Consider the following 23,120-nt stretch of genomic DNA (forward strand, 5'->3'; position numbering starts at 1 on the left):
CGGGCAGAGCCCCTTTCATTTGTCTTTTCCGTGTGTTTATAGTATAATAAATTATGAGTAAATACACGCGAACAAGGAGCATGCTGTGGCCTCTGCCGATTTCTGCGACGACGACTATTGCTTTGCCTGCGGCACCAAAAACCCTGCCGGTCTCAAGCTGCGGTTTGTGATCGAGGGCGACCGGGTCTTCACCGACTTTTGTCTGCCCGACGAATATCAGGGCTGGGCCGGGGTGGTCCACGGGGGCATCCTGACCCTCATCATGGACGAGGTGCAGGTCAACGCGGCCGCGGCCCGGGGCTATATAGCCCCCACAGCCGAGATCACCTCCCGGCTGCTGGCGCCGGTGCGGACCGGGGCGCCCTACAGGGCCAGCGCCCGGATCACGGAGATCAAACGGGACAGGCTCATACTCACCGAGGCAGAGATCACGGACCCGGAGGGGACCGTCTGCTGCAGGTCGTCCGCCCGGCTGATAGTCACGGACAGAGCAGACCCCTCGGCCATGCGTTTGAAATAAAGATATGAAACTGATAGACAGCTGCGAGATCACGGTAAAGAGCGGCAACGGCGGCAACGGCGTGGTGGCCTTTCGCCGGGAAAAGCACATTCCCCGGGGCGGCCCTTCCGGCGGCAACGGCGGCAAGGGCGGCGACGTGATCCTGCGGGCCCGGTCGGGCCTGAACACCCTCATAGACCTGCGGCTCAAAAAGGAATACAAGGCCGGCCGTGGCGGCGACGGGGGCAGCAATGACAAGTCCGGCAAAAACGGCGAGGACCTGGTGATCAACGTGCCTCTGGGCACGGTGGTCACCGACATGGAGCGCGGTCTGGTCATAGCGGACCTGACGGAGGACGGGGAGACCTTCACCGTCTGCCGGGGCGGCGACGGGGGCCGGGGCAACGCCTGCTTCCGCTCGTCGGTGCTGCAGACCCCCAAATTTGCCGAAAAGGGCGAGGTCACGGACCCTCTCTCCATCCGTCTGGAGCTGAAGCTGCTGGCCGACGTGGGGCTGGTGGGCTTTCCCAACGCGGGCAAATCCACCCTCATCTCCCGCATCTCCGCAGCCCGGCCCAAGATAGCCGACTACCCCTTCACCACCATCACCCCCAATCTGGGCGTGGTGCGGGTAGGCTGGGAAAAGTCCTTCGTGGTGGCGGACATGCCCGGGCTCATCGAGGGAGCCTCCGAGGGTCTGGGGCTGGGCCACACCTTCCTGAAGCATATAGAGAGGACCCGGCTGCTGGTCCACCTGGTGGACGCCTCGGGCGCCTCAGGCAGAGACCCTCTGGAGGACTGCCGCATCATCGACCGGGAGCTGGCCGGCTTTTCCGAAAAGGTGGCCTCCCTCCCCCGGATAGTCTGCCTCACCAAGGCGGACGTCTCCGGCGGCGCTCCCCCCGAGATCAGGGAAGCCCTGGAGGCAGAGGGCCGGGAGGTATGGGAAATATCCTCGGTCACCGGTCAGGGCATAGACGCTCTGGTGGGCCGCATCTCCGCCCTGCTGGACGAGCTGCCCAGACAGGAGCCGCCGGAGGAAAAGGTGCGGGTCTACAAGCCCGACAAGCCCGCCGCCCGCTACCAGATAGTCAAGAACGACACCGGGGAATACGTGGTCCTGGGCAAGGAGATAGAGAACCTGGTCCGCAGGAGCGACCTGGACAACGAATACTCTCTGCGGCGGCTGGCCCGCCAGCTGGAGGGGGCGGGGCTCTACGACGCCCTGCGGGAAAAGGGCTGCTCCCACGGCGACACGGTCATCATCCTGAACTTTGTATTTGAATTTGACGAGAATTTCTGATCCCATGAAACTCACAGCCAACAGTATAGTCCTTATCAAGATAGGCACCAGCTCCATCACGGACGCCACGGGAGCCATAGACCCGGACGCCATCAAAAAGCTGGCCCATCAGCTGTATCTGCTGACCCGCCGGCATATACGCCCGGTGCTGGTGTCCTCCGGAGCCATCCGGGCGGGCATGGAAAAGCTGGGCATCAAAAAGAGGCCCAAGACCCTGCCCCGGCTCCAGGCCTGCGCGGCGGCGGGACAGTCGGCCCTGATGGAGATATACAACTTCATATTCCAGATGTACAAGCTGCCAGTGGCCCAGATACTGGTCACCCGGGACGACTTCCGCTCCAGGGACCGGTTTTTCAACGTGCGCAACACCATCCTGTCCCTGCTGTCCCTGGGCTGCATACCCATTATCAACGAAAACGACACGGTGGCCACCGAGGAGATCAAGTTCGGGGAAAACGACACCCTGTCCGCCATTTCCGCGGCGGCGGTGGGCGCCCGGCTGTTGATCAATTTGTCGGACGTGTCCGGCCTCTACACTGCTGACCCCCGCACGGACCCTTCGGCGGCCCTCATACCGGTGGTGGAAAAGATCACCCCGGAGATCACCGCCCTGGCGGGCCTTACGGGAGGAGACGCGGGCTCTGGAGGCATGCGGTCCAAGCTGAAGGCGGCCCTCATAGCCGTGTCCTCGGGGGTCAGCATGGTCATAGCCGACGCCTCCGAGGAGGACGTGATCACCCGGGTGGTCTCCGGCAGCGTGCCGGGCACCTTGTTCCCGGCGGAGGGGAAGCCTCTCCCGCCCCGCAAGTGCTGGATGGCCTTTGCCGCCAAGACCGACGGCAGCCTCACCGTGAACGAAAACGCCCGGCAGAGGATACTCCACGGCACCAGCCTGCTGCCCGTGGGCATCACCGGAGTGGAGGGCTCCTTTGACAGCGGCGATCTGGTGGACATCAGAGACGAGGAGGGCCGGGTCTTTGCCAAGGGCACGGTGTATTATTCCTCCGGGGAGCTGCGCCTCATCATGGGATGCCACACCGGCGAGATAAAGGCGGCCCTGGGCTACAAGGCCTATGACGAAGCGGTCCACCACAACAACATGGTCCTGACGGGACCCGGATATCAGGAGTAACAGAGTGACAATGATAGAAGAGCTGGCGGCGGGAGCCCGGGCAGCGGGCCTGCAGCTGGCGCAAACGGATACATCGGTGAAAAACGCCGCCCTGCTGAACATGAGCGAGGCGATACTGCGTGAAAAGGACAGCATCAAGGCTGCCAACGGCAAGGACATGGCCTACGCCCGGGAAAAGGGCATCACCGGCGCCATGCTGAAAAGGCTGGAGCTGACGGACGCCAAAATAGAGCAGATGTGCGAAGGCATCCGGCAGATAGCCGCCCTGCCCGACCCGGTGGGACAGGTCATCTCCGGCTCCAGGAGGCCCAACGGCCTGTCGGTCAGAAGGGTGCGGGTGCCTCTGGGAGTCATAGGCATCATCTACGAGTCCCGGCCCAACGTGACGGCGGACGTGGCGGCCCTGTGCATCAAGAGCGGCAACGCCTGCGTGCTGCGGGGAGGCTCCGAAGCCCTGAACAGCAACCTGGCCATAGCCGGCATCATCCGGGAGGAGTGCTCCCGGGCGGGAGTCCCGGACAATGCGGTGAACATAGTCTCCGTCCCCGACAGAGAGGCGGTCATGGAGCTCCTGAAGCAAAAGAAATACATAGACTGCATCATCCCCCGGGGTGGCAAGGGCCTGATCCGGACCTGCGTGGAAAACTCGGAGGTCCCCGTCATAGAGCATGGCGACGGCAACTGCCACACCTACGTGGACAGGGACGCCGACCCGGACATGGCCCTCAGGGTGGTCCTCAACGCCAAGGTCCAGAACCCCTCGGTCTGCAACGCCACCGAGTGCCTGCTGGTGCACCGGGACATAGCCGGCAGCTTTTTGCCCCGGGCCGCCCGGGCCCTGCAGGAGGCGGGAGTGGAGCTGAGAGGCTGCCCCGAGACCCTGCGGCTCCTGGATGGCATAGCCCCGGCCTCGGAGGAGGACTGGAGCACCGAATACAACGATCTCATCCTCTCGGTCCGGATAGTCCCGGACATAGAGGCGGCGGTGGAGCACATCCGGCGCTACGGCTCCGGGCACTCCGAGTCCATCCTCTCCGACTCCGTCTCGGCCGTGACCTATTTTCAGAACGCGGTGGACGCGGCAGCCATATTCGTCAACTGCTCCACCCGCTTCAACGACGGCTTTGAGCTGGGCAAGGGGGCGGAGATGGGCATCTCCACCCAAAAGCTCCACGCCAGGGGCCCCATGGGCCTGGAGGAGATCACCACCTACAAATATATAGTGTCGGGTCAGGGCCAATGCAGGGGATAAAGCGTCTGGGCGTCATGGGAGGCACCTTTGACCCCATCCACGTGGCCCATCTGGCCCTGGCGGAGGCCGCCAGAGAGCGCTTCCGTCTGGACAGGATACTCTTCGTGGTCAGCGCCAATCCGCCCCACAAGCCGGGCAGCCGCCTCACTCCGGCGGAGCAGCGTCTGGAGATGGTCAGGCTGGCCATAGCGGACAATCCCGCCTTTGAGGCCTGCGACCTGGAGCTCCGGAGGGACAAGCCCTCCTACACGGCGGACACCCTGCTGGAGCTGAAGGCTCTGTATCCCGGCGCCGAAAAATATCTGATAGTGGGCATAGACGAGGCGCAGATACTCCACCGCTGGCACGACTATGAGACCGTGCTGCGGGAGTGCACCGTGGCTGCTGCCTGGCGCCCGGGCTATCCTCAGGAGGACCCCCGGCTGCCGGCGGTCCTGTTTCACGCCCCCGAGATGAACATTTCCTCCAGCGGCATACGGACCCGGCTGGCGGAGGGCGGCTCGGTCAGGTATCTGGTCCCCGGCAGCGTATGCGAATATATCAAAGACAAAGGACTTTACGTATGACAAACAGAAACGGCAATTTGCTCCTCACGGCTCTCGTAGTGCTCCTGGTAGCGGCGGCAGGCTCGCTGGCAGGCTTTTACGCGGCCAAATATTTCGGCAAATGGTTTTCGGCCTTCAAAGAGACCAACACTTCCCTGACGGACGTGCTCAAAAAGGACACCAATCCCTTCGGCGAGGCTGACTACGTCAGGATACTGGTGCTGGGCACCGACAAATCCAGGCTGGACAACCCCAAGTCCGACAAGCAGGAGGAGAAAAACGGGCTGGCCGACACCATCGTGGTGCTGTGCATCAATACCAAGTCCAAGGAGATACGGGCCATCAGCTTTCCCCGGGACACCAGGGTCACCATCCCCGGCCACGGCACTCAGAAGCTCAACGCGGCCCACGTCATAGGCGGCCCCCAGCTGGTGAAGGAGGTCCTGGAGCAGAACTTTCTGGACGGCATCACCATCGACTACTATATCAAGACGGACACCACCAGCTTCCGGAAGATGGTGGACCTGGTGGGAGGCGTATATATACTGGTGGAGGAGAGGATGAAATACACCGACCGGAGCCAGGGCCTCTACATAGACCTGCATCCCTCTCCCGAAAAGCAGCTGCTGAACGGCAAGGACGCCGAGGGCTACGTCAGATTCAGAAAGGACAGATACGGCGACACCAGCTTCAAGGTGGAAAACGGCGAGGTGGTGAACGCAGGCCGGATAGTCCGGCAGCAAAAGTTCATCGTAGCCCTCTGCAACAGGATCATCAGCATGGACTCCAGGACCAAGAGGGCCGACTTCATCAAAACCTGCTATCAGAAAGGCTACATCGAGTCGGATCTGAAGCTCACCGACTGGGACGCCCTGGCGGACTACGTGCTGGGCTTCAACCCGGATCAGATGCTCATAGACGTGCTGCCGGGCACCCCCACGGAAAAGGGCGTCAGCTACTGGATCCCGGACCGTGAAAAGATCACCGAGATAGTGAACAGGGACATGCTCTTCGTGGGTGAAAATCCGAAGATAGCCGAGGCGGCAGCCAAAAAGGCGGAGGCTCAGGCGGCCGCTGCGGCGGCCAAAGAGGCGGCGCAGGCCCCCGCCGCGGACAAGAAGGACTACAGGATCACCGTGCTGAACGGCACCTCCGTCACGGGGCTGGCCAAGAACGCGGCGGCCAAACTGGCAGCCAAGGGCTATACCAACGTGACAGCGGCCAATGCTTCGAAAAACACCTATGAGGAGACGGAGCTGAAGGTGAAGACCCGGGACGCCAATCTGACGGCTGTCCGGGGAGTCATCGGCTGCGGCAAAGAGACGGAGCCCTCCTCCGGTCAGGAGTCGGATCTGGTGATCATACTGGGCGGCGATTACGCAAAGCGAGGCAAATAAAACGGATACAGAGACAAAAGTACACATCATCACCGAGCTCCTTGAGAGCAAAAAGGCGGTGGACGTGCAGGTGCTGGACCTTAAGGACAGATCCATCATGTGCGACTATTTCGTCATATGCTCCGGCACCTCCAACATCCACATCAGGACCCTGTGCGACACCCTGGTCCTGGACGGCAGAAAAAAGGGCCTCAAAAAGAGGAACGTGGAGGGACGGTCCAACGCCAAATGGATACTGGTGGACTTCAAGGACGTCATCGTCCACATATTCGATCAGGCAGAGAGAGAATACTACAAGCTGGAAGACTTGTGGCAAGGCCTGCCGGAGGAGACAGAAGATGGAAACAAAGAGTGACATCAGAAACAGACGGGCCTTCACCGAGCACCTGACCAGGGCCCGGATCCTGACGGAAAAGGGCGAATACGCCGAGGCCTCGGCAGAGGCGGCGGAAGCGCTGAAGCTCAGTCCGAATGATCCGGACGCCAGAGAGCTCACCGCAGACATACTGGCCGCTCTGGGCAAAAGGCAGGCGGCCGCCGAGGAATACAAGAAGCTCTTCACCGAGGACAAGTCCAGAGAGAGCGCCGAGGAAAAATACGCCCTCCTGATACTCAACCAGTATGACGACGACCGCAAGGCCCGGGAAGAGGCGGAGCCCAAGGCATCCAAAAAGCCCTCCTCCTGGACACTGCTCCTCACGGCCATAGTGCCCGGCGTGGGCGCCATGCTGCAGGAAAAATACCTGAAGGGCGGCATACTCTTTGGCCTGTGGCTCATATTCTTCTGCCTGGCGGCAAAGGGCATGGGCCGGACCGGCTCCGATCCTATGAAGATCTTTACGAGCCTGCCCTCCCTGGCAGCCTGCGCCGTGTGGCTGTATTCCTTCATAGACACCCTGGCGGGCAGCATCAAAAAATAATCCTTCCCGCCCCCTTCTTTTTTGTCCCGGCCCGGCCCGGGGCTTGCCCGGAGGGGGCGGGATGTGCTATAATAGTATTGGCACTCCACAGCCGAGAGTGCCAAAAACAGTATATTCGGAGGAATATTATGATCAGACCTTTGGGAGACAAGGTAGTTATTCTGCCCTTGGAAGAAGAAGCCAAGACTGCCGGCGGTTTGTATTTGCCCGACAGCTCTAAGAAAAAGCCCACCGAAGGCAAGGTAGTGGCGGTCGGCAAGGGCCGCATACTGGACAACGGCAAGCACAACAGCCTGCCCGTCAAGGTAGGCGACACAGTCGTATACGGAAAATACGGAGGAACAGAAGTCACCGTGGACGGCATCGACTACATCATCCTGGATGCAGATTCTATATACGCAATTAAGGAATAAGGGGGACAATCATGTCAGCAAAAATAATGGTATATGACGAAACAGCCCGCAAATCCCTTGAAAAGGGCGCTTCCACAGTAGCGGCCGCCGTAAAGGTGACCCTGGGCCCCAAGGGAAGAAACGTGGTACTGGACAAGAAGTTCGGCAGCCCCACCATCACCAAGGACGGCGTGTCCGTGGCCAAGGAAGTCGAGCTGAAGGACCCCTATGAGAACATGGGCGCCCAGCTGGTCAAGGAGGTAGCCTCCAAGACCAACGACGTGGCCGGCGACGGCACCACCACCGCTACGGTGCTGGCAGAAGCCATAGTCAAGGAAGGCCTCCGCTACGTGGCAGCCGGCGGCAACGCCATAGCCGTCCGCAGAGGCATCGAGCTGGCCACCGCCAAGGCGGTGGACAAGATCCGCTCCATGGCTCTCGCCATAGAGACCAAGGAAGAGATCGAGCAGGTGGCTTCCATCTCCGGCAACGACAAGGAGATAGGCAAGGCCATCAGCGACGCCATCGCAGTGGTGGGCCGGGACGGCGTCATCACCGTGGAGGAGAGCAAGGGCACCGACACCACCATAGACACCGTGGAGGGCATGCAGTTCGACAAGGGCTTCATATCCCCCTACATGGTCACCGACAATGACAGAATGGAAGCCGTGCTGGAGAATCCCTTCATCCTGATACATGAAAAGAAGATCTCCGCCGCCGCCGAGCTGGTCCCCGTGCTGGAAAAGATAGCCCAGTCCAGACGGCCCATCCTCATCATCGCCGAGGACGTGGACGGTGACGCTCTGGCCACCCTGGTGGTCAACAAGATCAGAGGCACCCTGAACGTGTGCGCCGTCAAGGCCCCGGGCTTCGGCGACAGACGGAAGGCCATGCTGGAAGATATCGCCATCCTCACCGGCGGCCAGTTCATCACAGAGGATCTGGGCATGAAGCTGGACAGCGTGGAGCCGGGCCAGCTGGGCACCTGCGCCAAGGTGATCGTCAACAAGGAGACCACCACCATCATCGAGGGCAACGGCGACAAGGCCGCCGTCATGGGCCGCATCTCCCTGATCAAAAACCAGATACAGACCACCGAGTCCAACTATGACAGAGAAAAGCTGCAGGAGCGGCTGGCCAAGCTGTCCGGCGGCGTAGCCGTCATCAAGGTAGGCGCGGCCACCGAGACCGAGCTGAAGGAAAAGAAGCACCGCTATGAGGACGCCCTGTCCGCCACCAGAGCCGCCATCGAGGAAGGCGTGGTAGCCGGAGGCGGCGTCACCCTCATAGACGCCATCCCCGCCCTGGACGAGCTGCAGCTCTCCGGCGACGAAAAGGTGGGCTGCGACATCATCCGCAGAGCCCTGGAGGCTCCCGCCCGGACCATCGCCGAGAACGCAGGCCTGGAGGCCAGCGTGGTAGTGGACAAGATCAGGAATTCCCCCGTGGGCACCGGCCTCAACGCCGCCACAGAGGAATACACCGACATGATGAAGGCCGGTATAGTGGACCCTGTCAAGGTCACCCGCTCCGCCCTTCAGAACGCCGCTTCCATCGGCTCTCTCATCCTGACCACCGAGTGTCTCATCGCAGACAAGCCGGAAAAGGACAGCAAGGACGATATGGACGAATAGTCTCACAGCAAAAAACGGGCGCCCCGAGGGGCGCCTTTCTTCATTTCACTATCCGGCAGGCCGGCAGGGACAGAGGGTCCGTTTTTTGACGCGACATCTCTCCCGGATCATTTCCTGATGATCCGGCATGCGATCAGGCCGTCTTCCGCATCTGCCGACAGCGGCCCGGAAAACCGTCCTTTTTCGAGCGCGAGACCATATTCCGCCGCGCCATACCGGACTATCAGCTCCTTTTCTCCGCAATAAACCGGCTCGGGCATATGGTCGTCCGACCTGCCGAACAGGTAAGCCAGCGAGAACTCTCCGTCCGATCCCACAGTGAAACCGTCTTCCCGGAGCAGGAAGGAAAAAGCGCCGCAATCGACCCTGGCAGTCCCGTCCCCGTTGTCCCGGAAAGCCAAAGGCCCGGCGGCAAGAGGCTTGCCGTTCCGCAATATCCGTATCCCGGCCACCGCGCCGTTTCCGCTGTGCCGGTTGCCGTCCGCCAGAGGAAGCGTCTCAAAAGCGGCTTCGTTGGATACGCAGACCCTGTCCTCGAAGGGATCCGGCACCCGCTCGTCGAACACGTGCAGATCCCGGATGCGGAAATCACCGTGATCCGAGAAGAGATTGATCCGGTAGTGTTTCGTGCAATACCAGACGGAGCTCTTCCGGGGATCGTCATAGGCGGTGCGGGCGGTGATGGCCGAAGGCGGCGTATCGTCCCAGGTCTGACGGAACCAGCGTCCGGTCTCGCCGAGGGGCTCCACTTCGAGCCTGCCTTCGTCCCGGAGCTTTTCAAACAGCCCGAACTGATATTCCAGACCGTTTTTCATAGCGGGCCAGCCGAAGCTGTTTTCCTGCCCCGCCTGAGCGTAGCCAAAGGTCAGGCAGTCGCCGTTGAAGTTTTCCCTCACGAACCAGTCCACCCAGGCCGGGACGCCGCCGCCCCTGCCTTTATAGACCGGCTCCAGCGTGATGACGCCCTGCGTCTCTTGGGCGCCCGACTCCGCCGACATGCCGAAGTCATATTGATATACGGGATCGGAGCCGAGCATACGGAACAGCGGCACGGGAAGCCTTTCCGCCTCCGTCTGCGCGGGCATGAAGACGTTGGTCCGGCCGGGATAGTAGGCCTGTCCGTAATAACCGCCCCAGAGCGTGTAGCCGTCCGTCCCGTACTGCTCCTTGCAATTGTACATAGCGTCGAGACCGTATTTGTCCGAAAGGTATCGCGCCGTGTGTGAGTCGAAGATCCAGGATCCGAAGACCCTGGGATAAGCCCCGAAGACCTCCCGGAACTTCTCAAACAGCGCATCCGCCAGGGCTTCCCGTTCCGGCTTCGCATATCCGACCGGGAAACCGCATTGGGCGTGCCAGTCCCAGGAAAAACGCCCCCTCCAGGGGATCCCGGCGGTCCGGCATTGAGGCTCCACGATCTCGCACCAAACGCCGAGCTCAAACTGTTCGGACCCGAGGGCTCGCAGCATGTCCGTATAAACGGGATCGATGAGCGCGTCATACTGCAGAAGGAAGGTCCCGCGCAGCCGGTGTTTTTTCATCAGCATGATCTGCTGCCGCACAGGCTCGACAAGATCGACCGGTCCCCGGGGCTCCGTGTCCCGGATAAAGTTCACGATGTTGACGATCTGCCGTTTTTTCATATATGCTGCCGTCCCGTTATCATTTCCGCAGGCCGCATATCTCCCAGATTATCTCCCAGCTTCACTTCGCAGGTAAGGGGCACCAGCAGGGGATAGGCGTTTTCCATCTCCTCCCGGACCAGCCGGGCGATATCCGCGGCCTTTGCCTCGGGGGCCTCTACGACCAGCTCGTCGTGTATCTGCAGCAGCAGCTCTGCGTCCGTACCCTTCAGCCTGCGGTGCAGGTTGATCATGGCCAGCTTGATGATGTCCGCGGCGGAGCCCTGAAAAGGCATGTTCACCGCCGCCCTTTCCTCTGCCAGCCGCGCCGGCCGGGTACCGCCGTTGATGTTCGGCACGTATCTGCGCCGGCCCATGATGGTGCTGACCCAGCCCCTTTGTCTGGCTTTGTCCAGTATCTCTTCCTTGGTCTTTTTGACCAGAGGAAAGCGGTCAAAATACTCTCTGGTAAACTCCTTTGCCTCCTTCACGCTGCAGCCCAGCTCTCCCGCCAGGGTAAACTCCTGCATGCCGTAGAGTATGGCAAAATTCAGAGTCTTGGCCCGCCGGCGCATATCCGGCGTCACCTCCGACTGCTCCACCCCGAACAGGGTGGCGGCTGCCGCCGTGTGAAAATCCAGGCCCCGGCCAAAGGCCTCTATGAGCCAGGGGTCCCGGGTGATGTGGGCAAACAGGCGAAATTCCACCTGGCTGTAATCCGCCGAGATGAGGGTGTAGCCCGCCCCCGCCACAAAGGCCTTCCTGATCTCTCTCCCCTCCTCCGTCTTGACGGGGATGTTCTGAAGATTGGGGTCCGAGGAGGACAGCCTGCCCGTGGTGGTCAGAGTCTGATTGAAGCTGGTGTGTATCCGCCCGGTGGAGGGGTCTATGTTGTCCGCCAGGGCGTCGGCGTAGGTGCTCTTCAGCTTGGCCAGCTCCCTGTATCTCAGCACGTCCCCGCAGATGGGATACTCAGCCGCCAGAGGCGACAGTATTTCTTCGCTGGTGGAGTTGGCGCCTCCTTTTTTGGGATAAGGGATGGCCATCTTGTCAAACAGCACATCCCTCAGGATCCGGGGGCTGGCTATGTTGAAGGTCTCCCCGGCGGCTGCGTATATGCGCTCCGAGATCAGGTCCAGCTCCTGCTGAAAGCGGCCGGACATCTCCGTAAGGGCGGTCTTGTCCGCCTCTATGCCCCGGCGCTCCATGTCCCCCAGCACTGTGGACAGAGGGATCTCAATGCGGTCGCAGAGTTCCTTTTCCTCCTGACCGAGAGCTCCGTAATACCTGTCGAGCAGAGTCTGCAGCATAAAGGCGTCTCCCTTGACCTCGGCGCCGAAGGCCTCCTGCCACAGCCGCTTTATCACAAAGGCGTCCTCCCTGCCCCTTTTGCCCGGAGCGGGCTTTTTGTAGTCTCTGATAATGGCCGAAAAGGCGCCGCTGTCCTTCAGATAGGCCGCCAGCGACAGGTCGCTGTCGGCGCCCCGGAGACAGACCCTGCGGCCTATGAGGCTCTTGTAGAGCTGCTTGGCCGAATAGACCGTCTTCTTCAGCTCCGGGTCCTCCAGATAGGGCTTCAGCTCCTCCAAAGACGCCGCAAAGGGCTCGTCAAAGACCATCAGCCCCTGCCCGGTCCTGCCGGAGACCGGCAGCTCCCACAGCCGTCCCCCGGCGTATATGGACATCTCTCTCAGCTCCTCGTCCGCCAGCAGGGCTATGCGCCCGGCGCCGGCAAGGGCTTCCTTCAGCGCCCTGAGGCCGCCTTCACTGTCCACCCTCACCGTCTCCGGCCTCTCGGGAGGAGCCGGCTTGCCGGCAGCTTCCGGCAGGGCTTCCTCCGCAGCGGGGGCGGCAGCATCCGGCTCCGGGGCAGCCGCCCCGGGAGCCTCTTCGGCCTCCGCGCCGGCGGGGATGCGGTCCATGAGGCTCCGGAACTCGTATTTCCTGAACAGCTCCAGCAGAGCCCCCCAATGCGGCTCAGTATACTTCTCCGCCAAAGGATCGGAGTCCAGAGGCACCCGGGTATCGATCCGGGCAAGGGAGCACGAGAGCAGAGCCAGGCTCTTGTTCTCCACCAGACTGTCCTTCATTTTGCCGGGCTTCAGGCTGTCTATATTCTGATACAGACCTTCTATGGAGCCGTATTCCGCTATGAGCTTGGAAGCGGTTTTGTCCCCTATTCCCGGGACCCCGGGAATATTGTCCGAGGTGTCACCCTTCAGTCCTTTGAAGTCCACCATCCGGTCCGCTCCGATGCCGTAACGCTCCATTATGCGGTCGTTGTCGTACATCACTATTTCCGACACGCCCTTGACGGTATGATACACCCGGACCGACGGCTCCACCAGCTGCAGGGTGTCCAGATCGCCGGTATATATATGGGTCTCCATACCCTTCTCCGAAGCCACGCGGGCTATGGTGCCTATTATGTCGTCGCCTTCAAAGCCGGGCTTCTCTATGACCTGCAGGCCAAAGGCGGAGAGCAGCTCTCTGGCAGGCTGCATCTGCTGCACCAGGGCGTCTTCGGGGGGCTTTCTCTGGGCCTTGTATTCCGCATAAGCCTCGTGCCTGAAGGTAGGCTGCGGGGTATCGAAGGCGGCTATTATATAGTCCGGAGCATCCTTCTCCAATATGGAGAAGACCATATTGGACAGCCCGTAGAGGGCGTTGGTGGGAAAGCCTTCCCGGGTGGACAGGGGCCGGCCGGCAAAATAGGCGCGATACAGCAGGGAATTGCCGTCCAATAGCAGCAGCTTCTTCATCTCAGAGTCATTTCCTTTGCCATGCTTTCGGCCAGACGGGAGATCAGGGTCTCCGGGTCTATCCTCAGGGAGCCGAAGATGGTCCTGTAGAGATTGGGCTTGCCCTCCGACACCACCGTGTCGGGCTCGCTGCCCAGACCGGTCTTCCGGCCTATATCCGCCAGACAGTCGCTGCAGGTGCCTATCTCGTCCACCAGCTTTACCTTCTTGGCCTGCACGCCGCTGTAGACGCGGCCCTCCGCCAGCTGCCTCACTCTGTCGGGGGTCAGCTTGCGGCCCCGGGCCACCTCGTCTATGAAGGTGTCGTAGGTGGTGTTGATCATGGCCTGGAGCATCTGTTTTTCCTCGGCGGTCATGGGCCGGTCCATGCTCCCCACGTCCTTGTATTTGCCGGCCTTCACGGTCTGGGAGGTGACTCCCAGAGCCTTCATGAGCTCGCTCACGTTGTAGCCGTGCATGATGACCCCGATGGAGCCGGTGATGGTGGTCCGGTAGGCGTAGATCTTGTCGCACCGGGCGGATATCCAATAGGCGGCGCTGGCGGCCTCATCCTCCATGCAGGCAAATACAGGCTTCCCCGCCTTTTGGGCCACGGCTATGGCCTCGGAGATCTCCTCCGCCGCCACGGGAGTCCCGCCGGGGCTGTTGATCTTCAGCACGATGCCCTTGCAGGAGCCGTCGTCCGCGGCCTCCCGGATCTCGGACGCTATCTGACCGCTGTAGGCGGCGTCGCTCATGCCCAGAAGGCCGCCCTCACCGTCGCCGGTGAGCATGACCCCCGTCACCCTGACCACGGCTATGTGGTCGCTGCCGGCAGTGGCGGGCAAGCCGGGCCCGGAGCGGGTCACCAGCACAGCCACCAGCACCATCGCCGCTATGAATATGGCGATCTGGACCCAGGTCTTTTGCCAGATGGTGGGCTTTTCTTCCGGAGGAAGCTTGGGCGCAAAGGAAGTGATCTCTTCTTGTTCCATGATTGGTCTCCACAGTCTGTCCCGCCCGGGGCGGGAAAAGATAAATATGCAAAAAAGCGGCGCAGCTTACGCGATCCGCCGCTTTTACAAGAGCCTTGTTTACTGAATGCCGAACTTGGGCGTCTGATAGGAGTAGAGCCCGTGGACGGAGCCTTCCGCCTGAGCGGCGGCGGTCCGATGCTCAAAGCGGAGCCGCTCGGACACCAGAGCCTCGTGCAGAGCCGTCAGGCTCCGGCAGCCCATATCCTGAAAGCTCTGGCTGAGCCCCTTCATGAGATAGGGCACGTAGTCCACCAGAGAGCCTCTGTCCAGCACGGTCCCGGAAACGCCCTGGGGCACCGTGACCTTGGCGCCGGCCTCATCCATATACCGCTTGTTGCCGCCCTTCATCATGGCCTCGGCGGAGGCCATGCCTCTGTAGCGCTTGACGCGCATGCCGTTTTCGTAGAAATACTCGCCGGGGGCTTCGCTGGTGCCGGCTATGAGATAGCCCACCATGACGCAGGAGGCGCCTACGGACAGGGCCTTGGCCATATGGCCTATGCCCTGGATTCCTCCGTCGGCTATCACGGGCACTCCGCTCTCCATGCCGGTCATGGCGCAGTTATACACGGCGGTGGCCTGAGGCCTGCCCACGGACATCATGTTCTGGGTAATGCAGATGGAGCCGGGACCCATGCCCACTCTCAGGGAATCGGCCCCCGCGTCTATGAGGGCCCGGGACTGCTCCCGTGTCACCACGTTGCCGGCTATGACGTCCACGGAGGGGAACCGGTCCTTGATGTATTTGATCATGTCTATCTGGAAGGAGGAATAGCCCTGAGCCGAGTCTATGAGCAGTATGTCGGCGCCTGCCTCTACGAGAGCCGCAGCCCTGTCTCTGTCCTCGGGCTTGGTGGACACGGCCGCGCCTACCAGCAGCTGCTTGCCTGCGCTCTTGGAAGCATAGGGGAACTCCTTGTTCTTCAGCAGGTCCGTGCGGCTCAGCAGGGCCACCAGCTCGTCCTTTTCGTTGACCACAGGCAGCTTGCCCTTCTTGGAGGCCTTGAGTATCCGGTTGGCTTCCTTCAGGGTGACGCCCTTCATGGCCACCACCAGATCCTTTCTGGGGGTCATGACCTCGTGGAGGGGACGGGAAAGATCCTTCTCAAAGTCCACGTCCCTGCCGGTGACTATGCCCAAAAGACGGCTCTTCATGGTGCCGTCCTCGGTGATGGGTATGCCCGAGAAGCCCTTGGCCGCCCGTATCTCGTGGATATCCCGGACGGTGTGGTTGGGAGAGAGCACCGTGGGCTTCAGGATAAAGCCGTTCTCAAAGCTCTTGACCCGTCTCACGTGGCTCACCTGCTCCTCTATGGTGTTGTTGTAGTGGATGATGCCCAGACCGCCCAGAAGAGCCATATACACGGCCATCTTCCACTCGGTGACCGTATCCATGGGCGAAGAGATCATGGGTCTCTTCAGCTTGATGTTTCTGGTGACGTAGGTCTCAAAGCTCACGTCTGCCGCCTGAAAATCGATGTAGCCGGGAAGCACGATAAAGTCGTCGTAGGTCAGACCCTTTCCCGCATTGAACAATTCGGCAGCCGACAAGCCGTCTCTCTTCTCTTGCATCTGTTCCTCCGTATATAAATTCCTTATTTGCGCTTGGTATTTGCCCGGTCTCCCCGGGAGCCTCTCAGGCTTTTTTGTCCTTCATGCATATGTCGCACAGACGGCACATCATGCCCTCCGCGGACAGCCGGACGTTGGCGTTGGTCCCCAGCCTTTCCTGCTCCCTGTGGAGCTCGTCTATCATGGCAGTGACCGCGGCGGGGCTGCCGAAAGCCCGGGACTGCCGGACCAGCAGCTCGCGTCTGTCCCCGTTCACCAATGCCTTTTCGGGTCCGCCGGTCATCACCAGCAGGACGTCCCGCAGCCACAGGGCCGCCAGCTCGCAAAACACCCCCAGATTTTCCGCCTGGGTGAGCCGGGGCTCAAAGGGCCTCATGAGGAAGTCGTCCCCCTTGTCGCGGATATCCTTTTCCTCCTCCTCGGTCACGTCGCCTGAGTTGAAGTCCAGAGCCAGGGCCCGTTCGGCAAGCCTCAGCAGGGTATAGACGTCTCTCTTGGCGCCGACCACTATGTCCGCCGCCAGATCACGGGCCTCGTCCAGACAGGCAGCTTCCATCAGGAGCCTGGCCCTGCCTATGGATCCGCTGCAGGCAGCGGAGGCAAACTCAGCCCGGGGGTCGTCCCCGTACAGGCCGGCTATATGGCCTCTCACAGTCTCCGTGTCCAGAGGCTGCAGGGGTATGAGGAACGACCGGGAGCGTATGGTAGCCAGAGCGTTGGCCGGATTGTTGTACAGGATCAGGGTGATGAGATACTCCGGCGAATCCTCTATGGTCTTCAGTATGCTGTTGGAAGCTTCCTCGTTGAGGGAGTCGCCGTCCTGTATCACGTTCACCTTGTAGCGGCTGCCCGCGGGGGCAAAGGCCGCCAGCTCGGTCAGATGCCGCATCTGGTCGATGGTGGTGGTCTGCTTTTTGCGGAACCAGTAGGCTATATTCATATTCAGCCCCGCCTGCAGGCTCCGGCAGGAATTGCACTCTCCGCAGGCCCCGCTGTCCGTGGGGGACTGGCAGAGCACGGCGGCAGCGTAGGCGTTGGCGCACAGGAGCTTGCCCACTCCCTCCGGCCCGGTAAACACCATGCTGTTGGGCTTGCCGGGTGACCGGACCAGCTTCAGCAGGCTCTCCTTTACCCGGCGGTGGCCGGCTATGTTGTCAAAAGAAAAACCGTCAGGCCTTTTCAAAGCGTTCCACGTCCACCACAAACATCACGGCGCCGCCCACCCGTATCCGTACGGGAGCCATGACGCTGGCCGGGGTGCCCATGATGTCCAGAGGAGGCTGGGTCATGATCTGTTCTCTGGAGGAGCTGGCAGACTTGATGACGTCGATGATGTTGTCCACCTGATCGTCGTCGGCGCCTATCAGCAGAGTGGATTTGCCCTCTCTCAGAAAGCCGCCGGTGGAAGCCACCACCGTGAATCTCCAGTTGTTTTCCAGCAGCAGGTCGCAGATGTCCTGCCTGTCTCTCTCGTGAACTATGGCTATGATCAGCTTCATATCAGCTCCTCCATTCCCATTCGGATAAGTTTGTCTCGTATGATGTCCAGCTTCGCCTCCGGCGTCAGCCGGGCGTCTATCACCACTATTCTCTCCGGATCTTCGGCGGCCAGGTCCAGAAAGCCCTGTCGCACCCGCCCCAGAAACTCCGGGTCCCGGGAATAACGGTCCGGGTCCGTGTTCCTCTCCAGGGCCTCCCCGGGAGAGATGTCCAGCAAAAAGGTCACGTCCGGCGCCAGGCCCCCTGCGGCGGACCGGCTCAGGGACTTCAGAAAGGCCCTGTCGCCTCCCAGTCCGCAGGCCTGATAGGCTATGAGGCTGTCCGAAAACCTGTCGCTGATGACCGTCTCCCCCCGGCCCAGGGCCGGCAGGATGCAGTCCCGGACGTTGGCCGCCCGGGATGCCAGAAACAGATATCCCTCCGCCTCCGGCGGCAGCTGACAGTCCGGAGCCAGCAGGAGCTCCCTGATGCGGTCGCCCGCCGGGGTGCCTCCGGGCTCCCGGGTCAGCAGGCAGGGCACTCCCTTTCGGAGCAGGACCTGCCGGAGAGCCCGGGCGAGAGTGGTCTTGCCCGAGCCGTCTATGCCTTCAAAGCTTATGAACAATCGGTGTTCCTCGCAAAGATCCTCAGCCGCCTGTAGGGCTCGTTGCCTATGGTCTCCGAGGCGATGCCCTGACTGGAAGCCAGCTTGTGCTGGATCCTCCTGATATAGGCGTTCCTGGGAGAGAGCTCTTCGGGGCTGCCGCTGTCCCTGCAGCGCCGGATAGCTTCCATCAGCTCCTCCACAGCCTCGTTTTCGTCGGTGATGTCCTCGAACTTGAAGATGACCTTCAGTATATTGGTGATCTGGGTATTGGTGTTGCTCTTCACCGAATACACGGGCACGTCCAGCAGCCGCAGGTCCCGGATCACCGCGTTGTCCTGCTTTTGCTCGTAGTTCTTCGTGGTGATGGCGCAGTCGGCCTCGGTGTAGTGGTTCACTATGCGCACCGGCACCGCCAGGCTCTGGGCGGATCTCTCCAGCTTGTTGCGGCTGATGCCGTAGGGAAAGACGTTCACCACCCCGCCGTGTGTCGAGGGCGGCTCCCGAAGGGGCTCAGCCTTGATCTCCGGGTCCCGGCTCACCTTTTCTATGACGTTGGTCCGGCTGCGTATCCGCAGCTCCGCTCCCGGAGTCACGCCTCTCAGCTGCTTGTCCACGGCGTTGGCCACGTCTCTGTAGATGGACAGCCTGTAGAGGTCATTCAGCTCTATGACCACGTCAAAGGTGGGCTGGCTCATGCGCTCCTGTACGGTCTTCTGAGTGCCTCTCCTCTCGGCCTCGTCGTCGGAAAGGGTCACGGTCTGGATGCCCCCCACCAGGTCGTTGAGTGTGGGATTGATGATGATGTTTTCCAGAGTCTGTCCGTGGGCCGTGGCCACCAGCATGACTCCCCGCTCGGCTATGGTCCTGGCGGCGTGGGCCTCCGCCATGGTGGATATCTCGTCTATGATCACCACCTCGGGCATGTGGTTTTCCACTGCCTCTATCATGACTTCCTCCTGTCTGGAGGGAGAAGGCACCTGCATGCGCCTGGCATAGCCTATGGCTTCGTGGGGGATGTCCCCATCTCCGGCTATCTCGTTGGAGGTGTCCACCACGATGACCCGCTTGTCAAACTCGTCCGAGAGTATGCGGGCTATCTCTCTCAGCTTGGTGGTCTTGCCTACGCCGGGACGGCCCAGCATGAGTATGGAGCGGCCTTCCTCGATGATATCTCTGATGACGTCCACCGTTCCGTACACGGCCCTGCCCACCCGGCAGGTGATGCCTATGATCCTGCCCGTACGGTTGCGTATGGCGGAGATGCGGTGCAGGGTCCTCTCGATGCCTGCCCTGTTGTCCTCGCAAAAGACGCCTACCCGGGCCACCACCCAGTCTATGTCCTGCTGTCCGATGATGACGTCGGTGAAACGGCGGGTGGCTGTGGAATATCTGACCTCGGCCATGCGCCCCAGGTCCAGCACTATCTCCAGTATATCCTCCGATCCCGGCTCGGAGGTGATCCGTTCTCTGAGGACGGGGGGCAGCACCTCCAGCAGAGCAGCCGTATCATCCTGTATTTCTTCGTTCCTGACTCTATCCATACTATATCAGCAGGCAGGCGCACACAGCCGCTGCCGCCGTTTCCGAACGCAGGGTCAGTCCGCCGAGAGATATCTCTTCAAAACCCCTTTTTGCGAAATATTCCAATTCTTCCCCGCAAAAGCCCCCTTCGGGGCCCACCGCCGCTATGACGGCGACTGCCTCCGGACGCCGGGGAACGGGTCTTCCGGAGGGACCTGAGCACACCAGCTTCAGGTCGTAGGGAGCAGTGTCTGTGTCGCAGAGCTCCCCGAAGCTGATGTCGGGCACGGTCACTCTGCCGCACTGCTCAGCCGCTTCGCAGGCTATCCTGCGGAGCCTTTTGACCCGGGCCTCGGTATCCCGGGGCCGGGCCACGCTGCGCCGGGAGGGAGCGAACACAAAGGCCGCGGCTCCCAGCTCCGTGCATTTTTGCACCTGGGTCTCCGGCTTGTCACCCTTTGACAGAGCCAGCAAAAGGGTGAGCCGGACCGCCGGCTCCCTGGGGACCGTCACGTCCCGGAAAGGAGTCAGAGTCACGTCTCTGCCCTCAAAGTCCACTGTGGCCAGAAACTCCCGGCCGTTGGTCCCGAAGAGGGACACTGTGTCGCCTCCCGCCAGCCGGAGCACTCTGCTCAGCTGATACGCGAGAGACGGGCCGGCAATAAAACAACAGCCGGAAACGAGCTCCCGTTCCACATAAAAGCGATACTGACTCTTCATTTCCGGCTGCCCGCGATCAATATTTATCCTGCAGCTGTTCCAGCACAACGGTCATGTTGCCGCTGCTGTCCACTCGCCTGAAAAAGCAGCTGCGATATCCCTCGTGACAGGCGGCGCCTGTCTGCTCGACTTTGCACACGATACAGTCCCTGTCGCAGTCTATATAGAATTCCCTGACGCGCTGGACGTTGCCGCTGGTCTCGCCCTTGATCCAGAAGGTCTGGCGTGAACGGGACCAAAAACAGGTGCGTCCCGTCTCCAGGGTCTTCCGGACGGACTCTGCGTTCATATACGCCATCATGAGCACGTCGCCGTTGTTGATATCCTGCACTATACAGGGTATGAGTCCGTTGCTGTCGTACTTGAGGTACTGGACAAATTCGTTGATATTTGACATATAGCTCCGCCTACCCCTTAGAATACAGGGATGCCTCTCTGTCTGAGGTATTCCTTGATCTCGGGAATAGGATGTATATTAAAGTGTACCATGCTGGCCACCAAAGCCGCGTCGGCCTTGCCTGCGGTCAGCGCATCATATACGTGTTCCAGTGTGCCGGCGCCGCCGGAGGCGATGACGGGAAGTCCGGTGGCTTCCTTGATGGCCCGGGTGACTCCCAGGTCATAGCCGGTCTGCTTGCCGTCGGTGTCCACGCTGGTGGGCAGCAGAGAGCCGGCCCCGTTGTTGGCGCAGGTCTTGGCCCATTCTATGGCGTCGATACCGGTCTTGCGGGTGCCGCCGTGGGTGTAGACTTCCCACTTGTCGGTGCAGCCCTCAAACAGAGCCACGTCGATGGCCACGCAGATCTTCTCCGAGCCGAACTTGTCGGCGGCCTGCTTCACCAGGTCGGGGTTGAACACGGCTGCGGAGTTCACGGAGCACTTGCTGACGCCCACGTCAAAGAGTCTCTGAAAGTCCTCTATGGTGCGGATGCCGCCGCCCACAGTAAAGGGAACGGTCAGGTTTTCCGCTACGCGGGCCGCCAGAGCCACTCTGGTCTCGCGGTTTTCCACTGTGGCGGCGATGTCGAGAAAGACTATCTCGTCGGCGCCCTGCTCCTCGTAGAACTTGGCCCGCTCTACGGGATCCGCCACGTCCTTGAAGTCAACGAAGTTGACTCCCTTTACCACTCTGCCGTCCTTCATGTCAAGACAAGGGACGATCTTCTTTTTTTCCATAATTCACCTCACTATTTTTATTTACTATTTATTATAACACATACAGAGGGCGTTTTTCAAGGGGCGAGCAGGGCTCCGGGACAAAAAAAGCGTCAGCGGACCCGGACTATTCTGAAGGCCTCCGTCTCAAAGGCGGTATCCTCCAGGTCCTCCCGGGCGTCCCGGGGCAGCACCAGTATATCGCAGCGGGGCTGCGCCCCCTCCAGGACCTTCATATATTCCCCTGTCCTGCGGGAATAGTCGGGAGTCTCGCTCCAGTGACCGTAATACACTCTCCTGCCCGTATAGCCGGGAATAAAGAGGGCCGTCTGGGGCGGAGCCATGATCACGTCCCCGGGGCCGGCATGGGCGGCTATCCAGTCCATGACTTTTTCCTCATCCCGGGACATCCAGGGGCTGAAGCGGGCCGCGGTGGTGCCCGCGGACAGCTCCGTCATATCCCTGTGAATATTCGTCAGGTTGCCGGCGGCAAGGACCAGCACGGCCAGGGCGCACAGGGCTCTGCGGAGCCCTCCGGTCCGGGAGAGGCATTGAGCAAGAGCCGGCCCGGCCAGCAGGGACACGGGTATCATGTAGCCCATGATGAACTTGCGCTGCTGGCTGAAGGGGATGTATAAGATAGCCAGTCCCGCCAGGAGCCAGAACACCAACACGGGCAGCTGCCGCAGGGAGAGCCGGCCCTTTTTCACCATGATCAGGGCGGCGCAGGCCAGCAAGAGCGGCAGGCCGAAGCCCGCCAGCACGTACCATATTTCCGGAGTGGAGATCACCGTGTCCACCCTGCTCCTGTATATGGGGTCACGGAGATATATGGCGCAGTTGACCGCCACGGACACGGCTCCCGCCGCGCCGGCGGCTATGTGCAGCAGAAGCCGGCGCAGGTCCCGGGTCCTGCCGTATTCCCACAGGGCGGCAAAGGCCCACAGCAGGGCCACTATCACCGTGTCGTAGGTGTGGACGTTGCCCAGCAAAAAGAGCCAGAGCCCCGCCTGCCACAGCCGGCCCCGGAGCAGGCTCCCGAGACAGAGCAGCATGAGGATCAGGGCCGCCGTAAACAGAGGATTCAGATAGGCGCTCATAAAGGTGACGGCTTCGGGCTGCCAGGCGTCCACGGCCCCGGGCAGGAAAAAGCCGAAGCCTCCCCCAAAGAGAAAGATGAGGGTGGCCGTCAGGCGGCTGCGTCCTCCGGAGAGGAAGAGCCCCGAAAAGGAGTAGAACACCCAGGGCAGGGCCAGGGCCTGCAGGAGCCGGGCCAAGTGGAGCACCGCCGTCTCCGGATGCCGGAAGAGACCCCCCGCCAGCCGGGCGGCAAAGCCCAGGACCAGTATATACACGTTGAACTGGGCCCCTCCCTGCTTGTCCTGAAAGAGATTTTCGGTCACTATGCTGCCCAGAGCCGTCTGCTTTACCCAGGACATATATACAGCCATGTCGTCTATGTTGCGGGTGTAGCCGATAAAGCTGCCGTCCCCGGGACACACGGTAAGGCCCCACAGATAGGGCACGGAGCCCAGCAGGACGAAGAGAGCCGCAGCCAGAGGCAGATATTTGTTCTTGTTCGCAGCCTTCAT

At 61.2% G+C, this 23,120-nt stretch carries 22 protein-coding genes; 10 read left to right on the plus strand and 12 right to left on the minus strand.

The genetic code is table 11. The features are described 5' to 3' along the window. The first annotated feature begins 85 nt into the window (after nt 1-85). The 10 genes from IK083_03740 (at nt 86) to groL (ending at nt 9,074) form a co-directional block, all read left to right on the plus strand. Complete coding sequence (locus IK083_03740) at nt 86-520, plus strand: PaaI family thioesterase (GenBank protein MBR4748670.1); 435 nt, start codon at nt 86-88, stop codon at nt 518-520. 4 nt (nt 521-524) lie between these two features. Next, nucleotides 525-1,802, plus strand: a complete 1,278-nt coding sequence (obgE, locus tag IK083_03745) for a GTPase ObgE (protein ID MBR4748671.1) — start codon at nt 525-527, stop codon at nt 1,800-1,802. 4 nt (nt 1,803-1,806) lie between these two features. Next, on the plus strand, nt 1,807-2,934 hold the full coding sequence (proB, locus tag IK083_03750) for a glutamate 5-kinase (protein MBR4748672.1): 1,128 nt from the start codon (nt 1,807-1,809) through the stop codon (nt 2,932-2,934). A 10-nt stretch (nt 2,935-2,944) separates the two neighbouring features. Beyond that, nucleotides 2,945-4,186 carry a glutamate-5-semialdehyde dehydrogenase gene (locus tag IK083_03755; GenBank protein ID MBR4748673.1) on the plus strand — a complete coding sequence of 414 codons (1,242 nt, stop codon included), beginning with the start codon at nt 2,945-2,947 and terminating at the stop codon, nt 4,184-4,186. Then, entirely contained in the window at nt 4,174-4,752 is a 579-nt protein-coding gene (gene nadD / locus IK083_03760; protein MBR4748674.1) for a nicotinate-nucleotide adenylyltransferase, read from the plus strand. Before IK083_03755 ends, nadD begins: the two co-directional genes overlap by 13 nt. Further along, on the plus strand, nt 4,749-6,128 hold the full coding sequence (locus IK083_03765; protein ID MBR4748675.1) for an LCP family protein: 1,380 nt from the start codon (nt 4,749-4,751) through the stop codon (nt 6,126-6,128). The genes nadD and IK083_03765 overlap by 4 nt, the downstream gene beginning before the upstream one ends. A 25-nt stretch (nt 6,129-6,153) precedes the next feature. Continuing rightward, on the plus strand, nt 6,154-6,483 hold the full coding sequence (gene rsfS / locus IK083_03770; GenBank protein ID MBR4748676.1) for a ribosome silencing factor: 330 nt from the start codon (nt 6,154-6,156) through the stop codon (nt 6,481-6,483). Next, nucleotides 6,467-7,048: a hypothetical protein gene (locus tag IK083_03775; protein ID MBR4748677.1), complete on the plus strand. Its 582-nt coding sequence runs from the start codon at nt 6,467-6,469 to the stop codon at nt 7,046-7,048. The genes rsfS and IK083_03775 overlap by 17 nt, the downstream gene beginning before the upstream one ends. A 128-nt stretch (nt 7,049-7,176) precedes the next feature. Next, a complete protein-coding gene (locus IK083_03780) occupies nt 7,177-7,461 on the plus strand; it encodes a co-chaperone GroES (protein ID MBR4748678.1) in 285 nt (94 codons plus the stop codon). An 11-nt stretch (nt 7,462-7,472) separates the two neighbouring features. Continuing rightward, on the plus strand, nt 7,473-9,074 hold the full coding sequence (groL, locus tag IK083_03785; GenBank protein ID MBR4748679.1) for a chaperonin GroEL: 1,602 nt from the start codon (nt 7,473-7,475) through the stop codon (nt 9,072-9,074). A gap of 107 nt (nt 9,075-9,181) precedes the next feature. Here the strand turns inward: groL and IK083_03790 are convergent, their stop codons facing one another. The 12 genes from IK083_03790 to IK083_03845 form a co-directional block, all read right to left on the minus strand. After that, entirely contained in the window at nt 9,182-10,717 is a 1,536-nt protein-coding gene (locus tag IK083_03790; GenBank protein MBR4748680.1) for a hypothetical protein, read from the minus strand. Continuing rightward, nucleotides 10,714-13,458, minus strand: a complete 2,745-nt coding sequence (gene polA / locus IK083_03795; GenBank protein ID MBR4748681.1) for a DNA polymerase I — start codon at nt 13,456-13,458, stop codon at nt 10,714-10,716. The genes IK083_03790 and polA overlap by 4 nt, the downstream gene beginning before the upstream one ends. Continuing rightward, a complete protein-coding gene (sppA, locus tag IK083_03800) occupies nt 13,455-14,432 on the minus strand; it encodes a signal peptide peptidase SppA (protein MBR4748682.1) in 978 nt (325 codons plus the stop codon). Before sppA ends, polA begins: the two co-directional genes overlap by 4 nt. Before the next feature lie 99 nt (nt 14,433-14,531). Next, nucleotides 14,532-16,046 (minus strand): IMP dehydrogenase, encoded by a 1,515-nt coding sequence (gene guaB, locus IK083_03805; GenBank protein MBR4748683.1) that lies wholly within the window; start codon nt 16,044-16,046, stop codon nt 14,532-14,534. A 64-nt stretch (nt 16,047-16,110) separates the two neighbouring features. Then, nucleotides 16,111-17,229: a hypothetical protein gene (locus IK083_03810; protein MBR4748684.1), complete on the minus strand. Its 1,119-nt coding sequence runs from the start codon at nt 17,227-17,229 to the stop codon at nt 16,111-16,113. Further along, nucleotides 17,216-17,545: a cyclic-di-AMP receptor gene (locus IK083_03815; GenBank protein MBR4748685.1), complete on the minus strand. Its 330-nt coding sequence runs from the start codon at nt 17,543-17,545 to the stop codon at nt 17,216-17,218. Before IK083_03815 ends, IK083_03810 begins: the two co-directional genes overlap by 14 nt. Next, the gene (gene tmk, locus IK083_03820) at nt 17,542-18,150 is read right to left on the minus strand and encodes a dTMP kinase (protein ID MBR4748686.1); all 609 of its coding nucleotides are present in this window, start codon (nt 18,148-18,150) and stop codon (nt 17,542-17,544) included. The genes IK083_03815 and tmk overlap by 4 nt, the downstream gene beginning before the upstream one ends. Further along, entirely contained in the window at nt 18,141-19,673 is a 1,533-nt protein-coding gene (locus IK083_03825) for an AAA family ATPase (protein ID MBR4748687.1), read from the minus strand. Before IK083_03825 ends, tmk begins: the two co-directional genes overlap by 10 nt. 1 nt (nt 19,674) lies before the next feature. Then, entirely contained in the window at nt 19,675-20,373 is a 699-nt protein-coding gene (locus IK083_03830) for a 16S rRNA (uracil(1498)-N(3))-methyltransferase (protein ID MBR4748688.1), read from the minus strand. A 16-nt stretch (nt 20,374-20,389) separates the two neighbouring features. After that, nucleotides 20,390-20,770 (minus strand): phosphoribosyl-AMP cyclohydrolase, encoded by a 381-nt coding sequence (gene hisI, locus IK083_03835; protein ID MBR4748689.1) that lies wholly within the window; start codon nt 20,768-20,770, stop codon nt 20,390-20,392. A 17-nt stretch (nt 20,771-20,787) separates the two neighbouring features. Continuing rightward, complete coding sequence (gene hisF, locus IK083_03840; GenBank protein MBR4748690.1) at nt 20,788-21,549, minus strand: imidazole glycerol phosphate synthase subunit HisF; 762 nt, start codon at nt 21,547-21,549, stop codon at nt 20,788-20,790. A gap of 92 nt (nt 21,550-21,641) precedes the next feature. Next, entirely contained in the window at nt 21,642-23,120 is a 1,479-nt protein-coding gene (locus tag IK083_03845; GenBank protein MBR4748691.1) for a hypothetical protein, read from the minus strand.

Source organism: Abditibacteriota bacterium (assembly GCA_017552965.1).
Lineage (GTDB): Bacteria > Armatimonadota > UBA5829 > UBA5829 > UBA5829 > RGIG7931.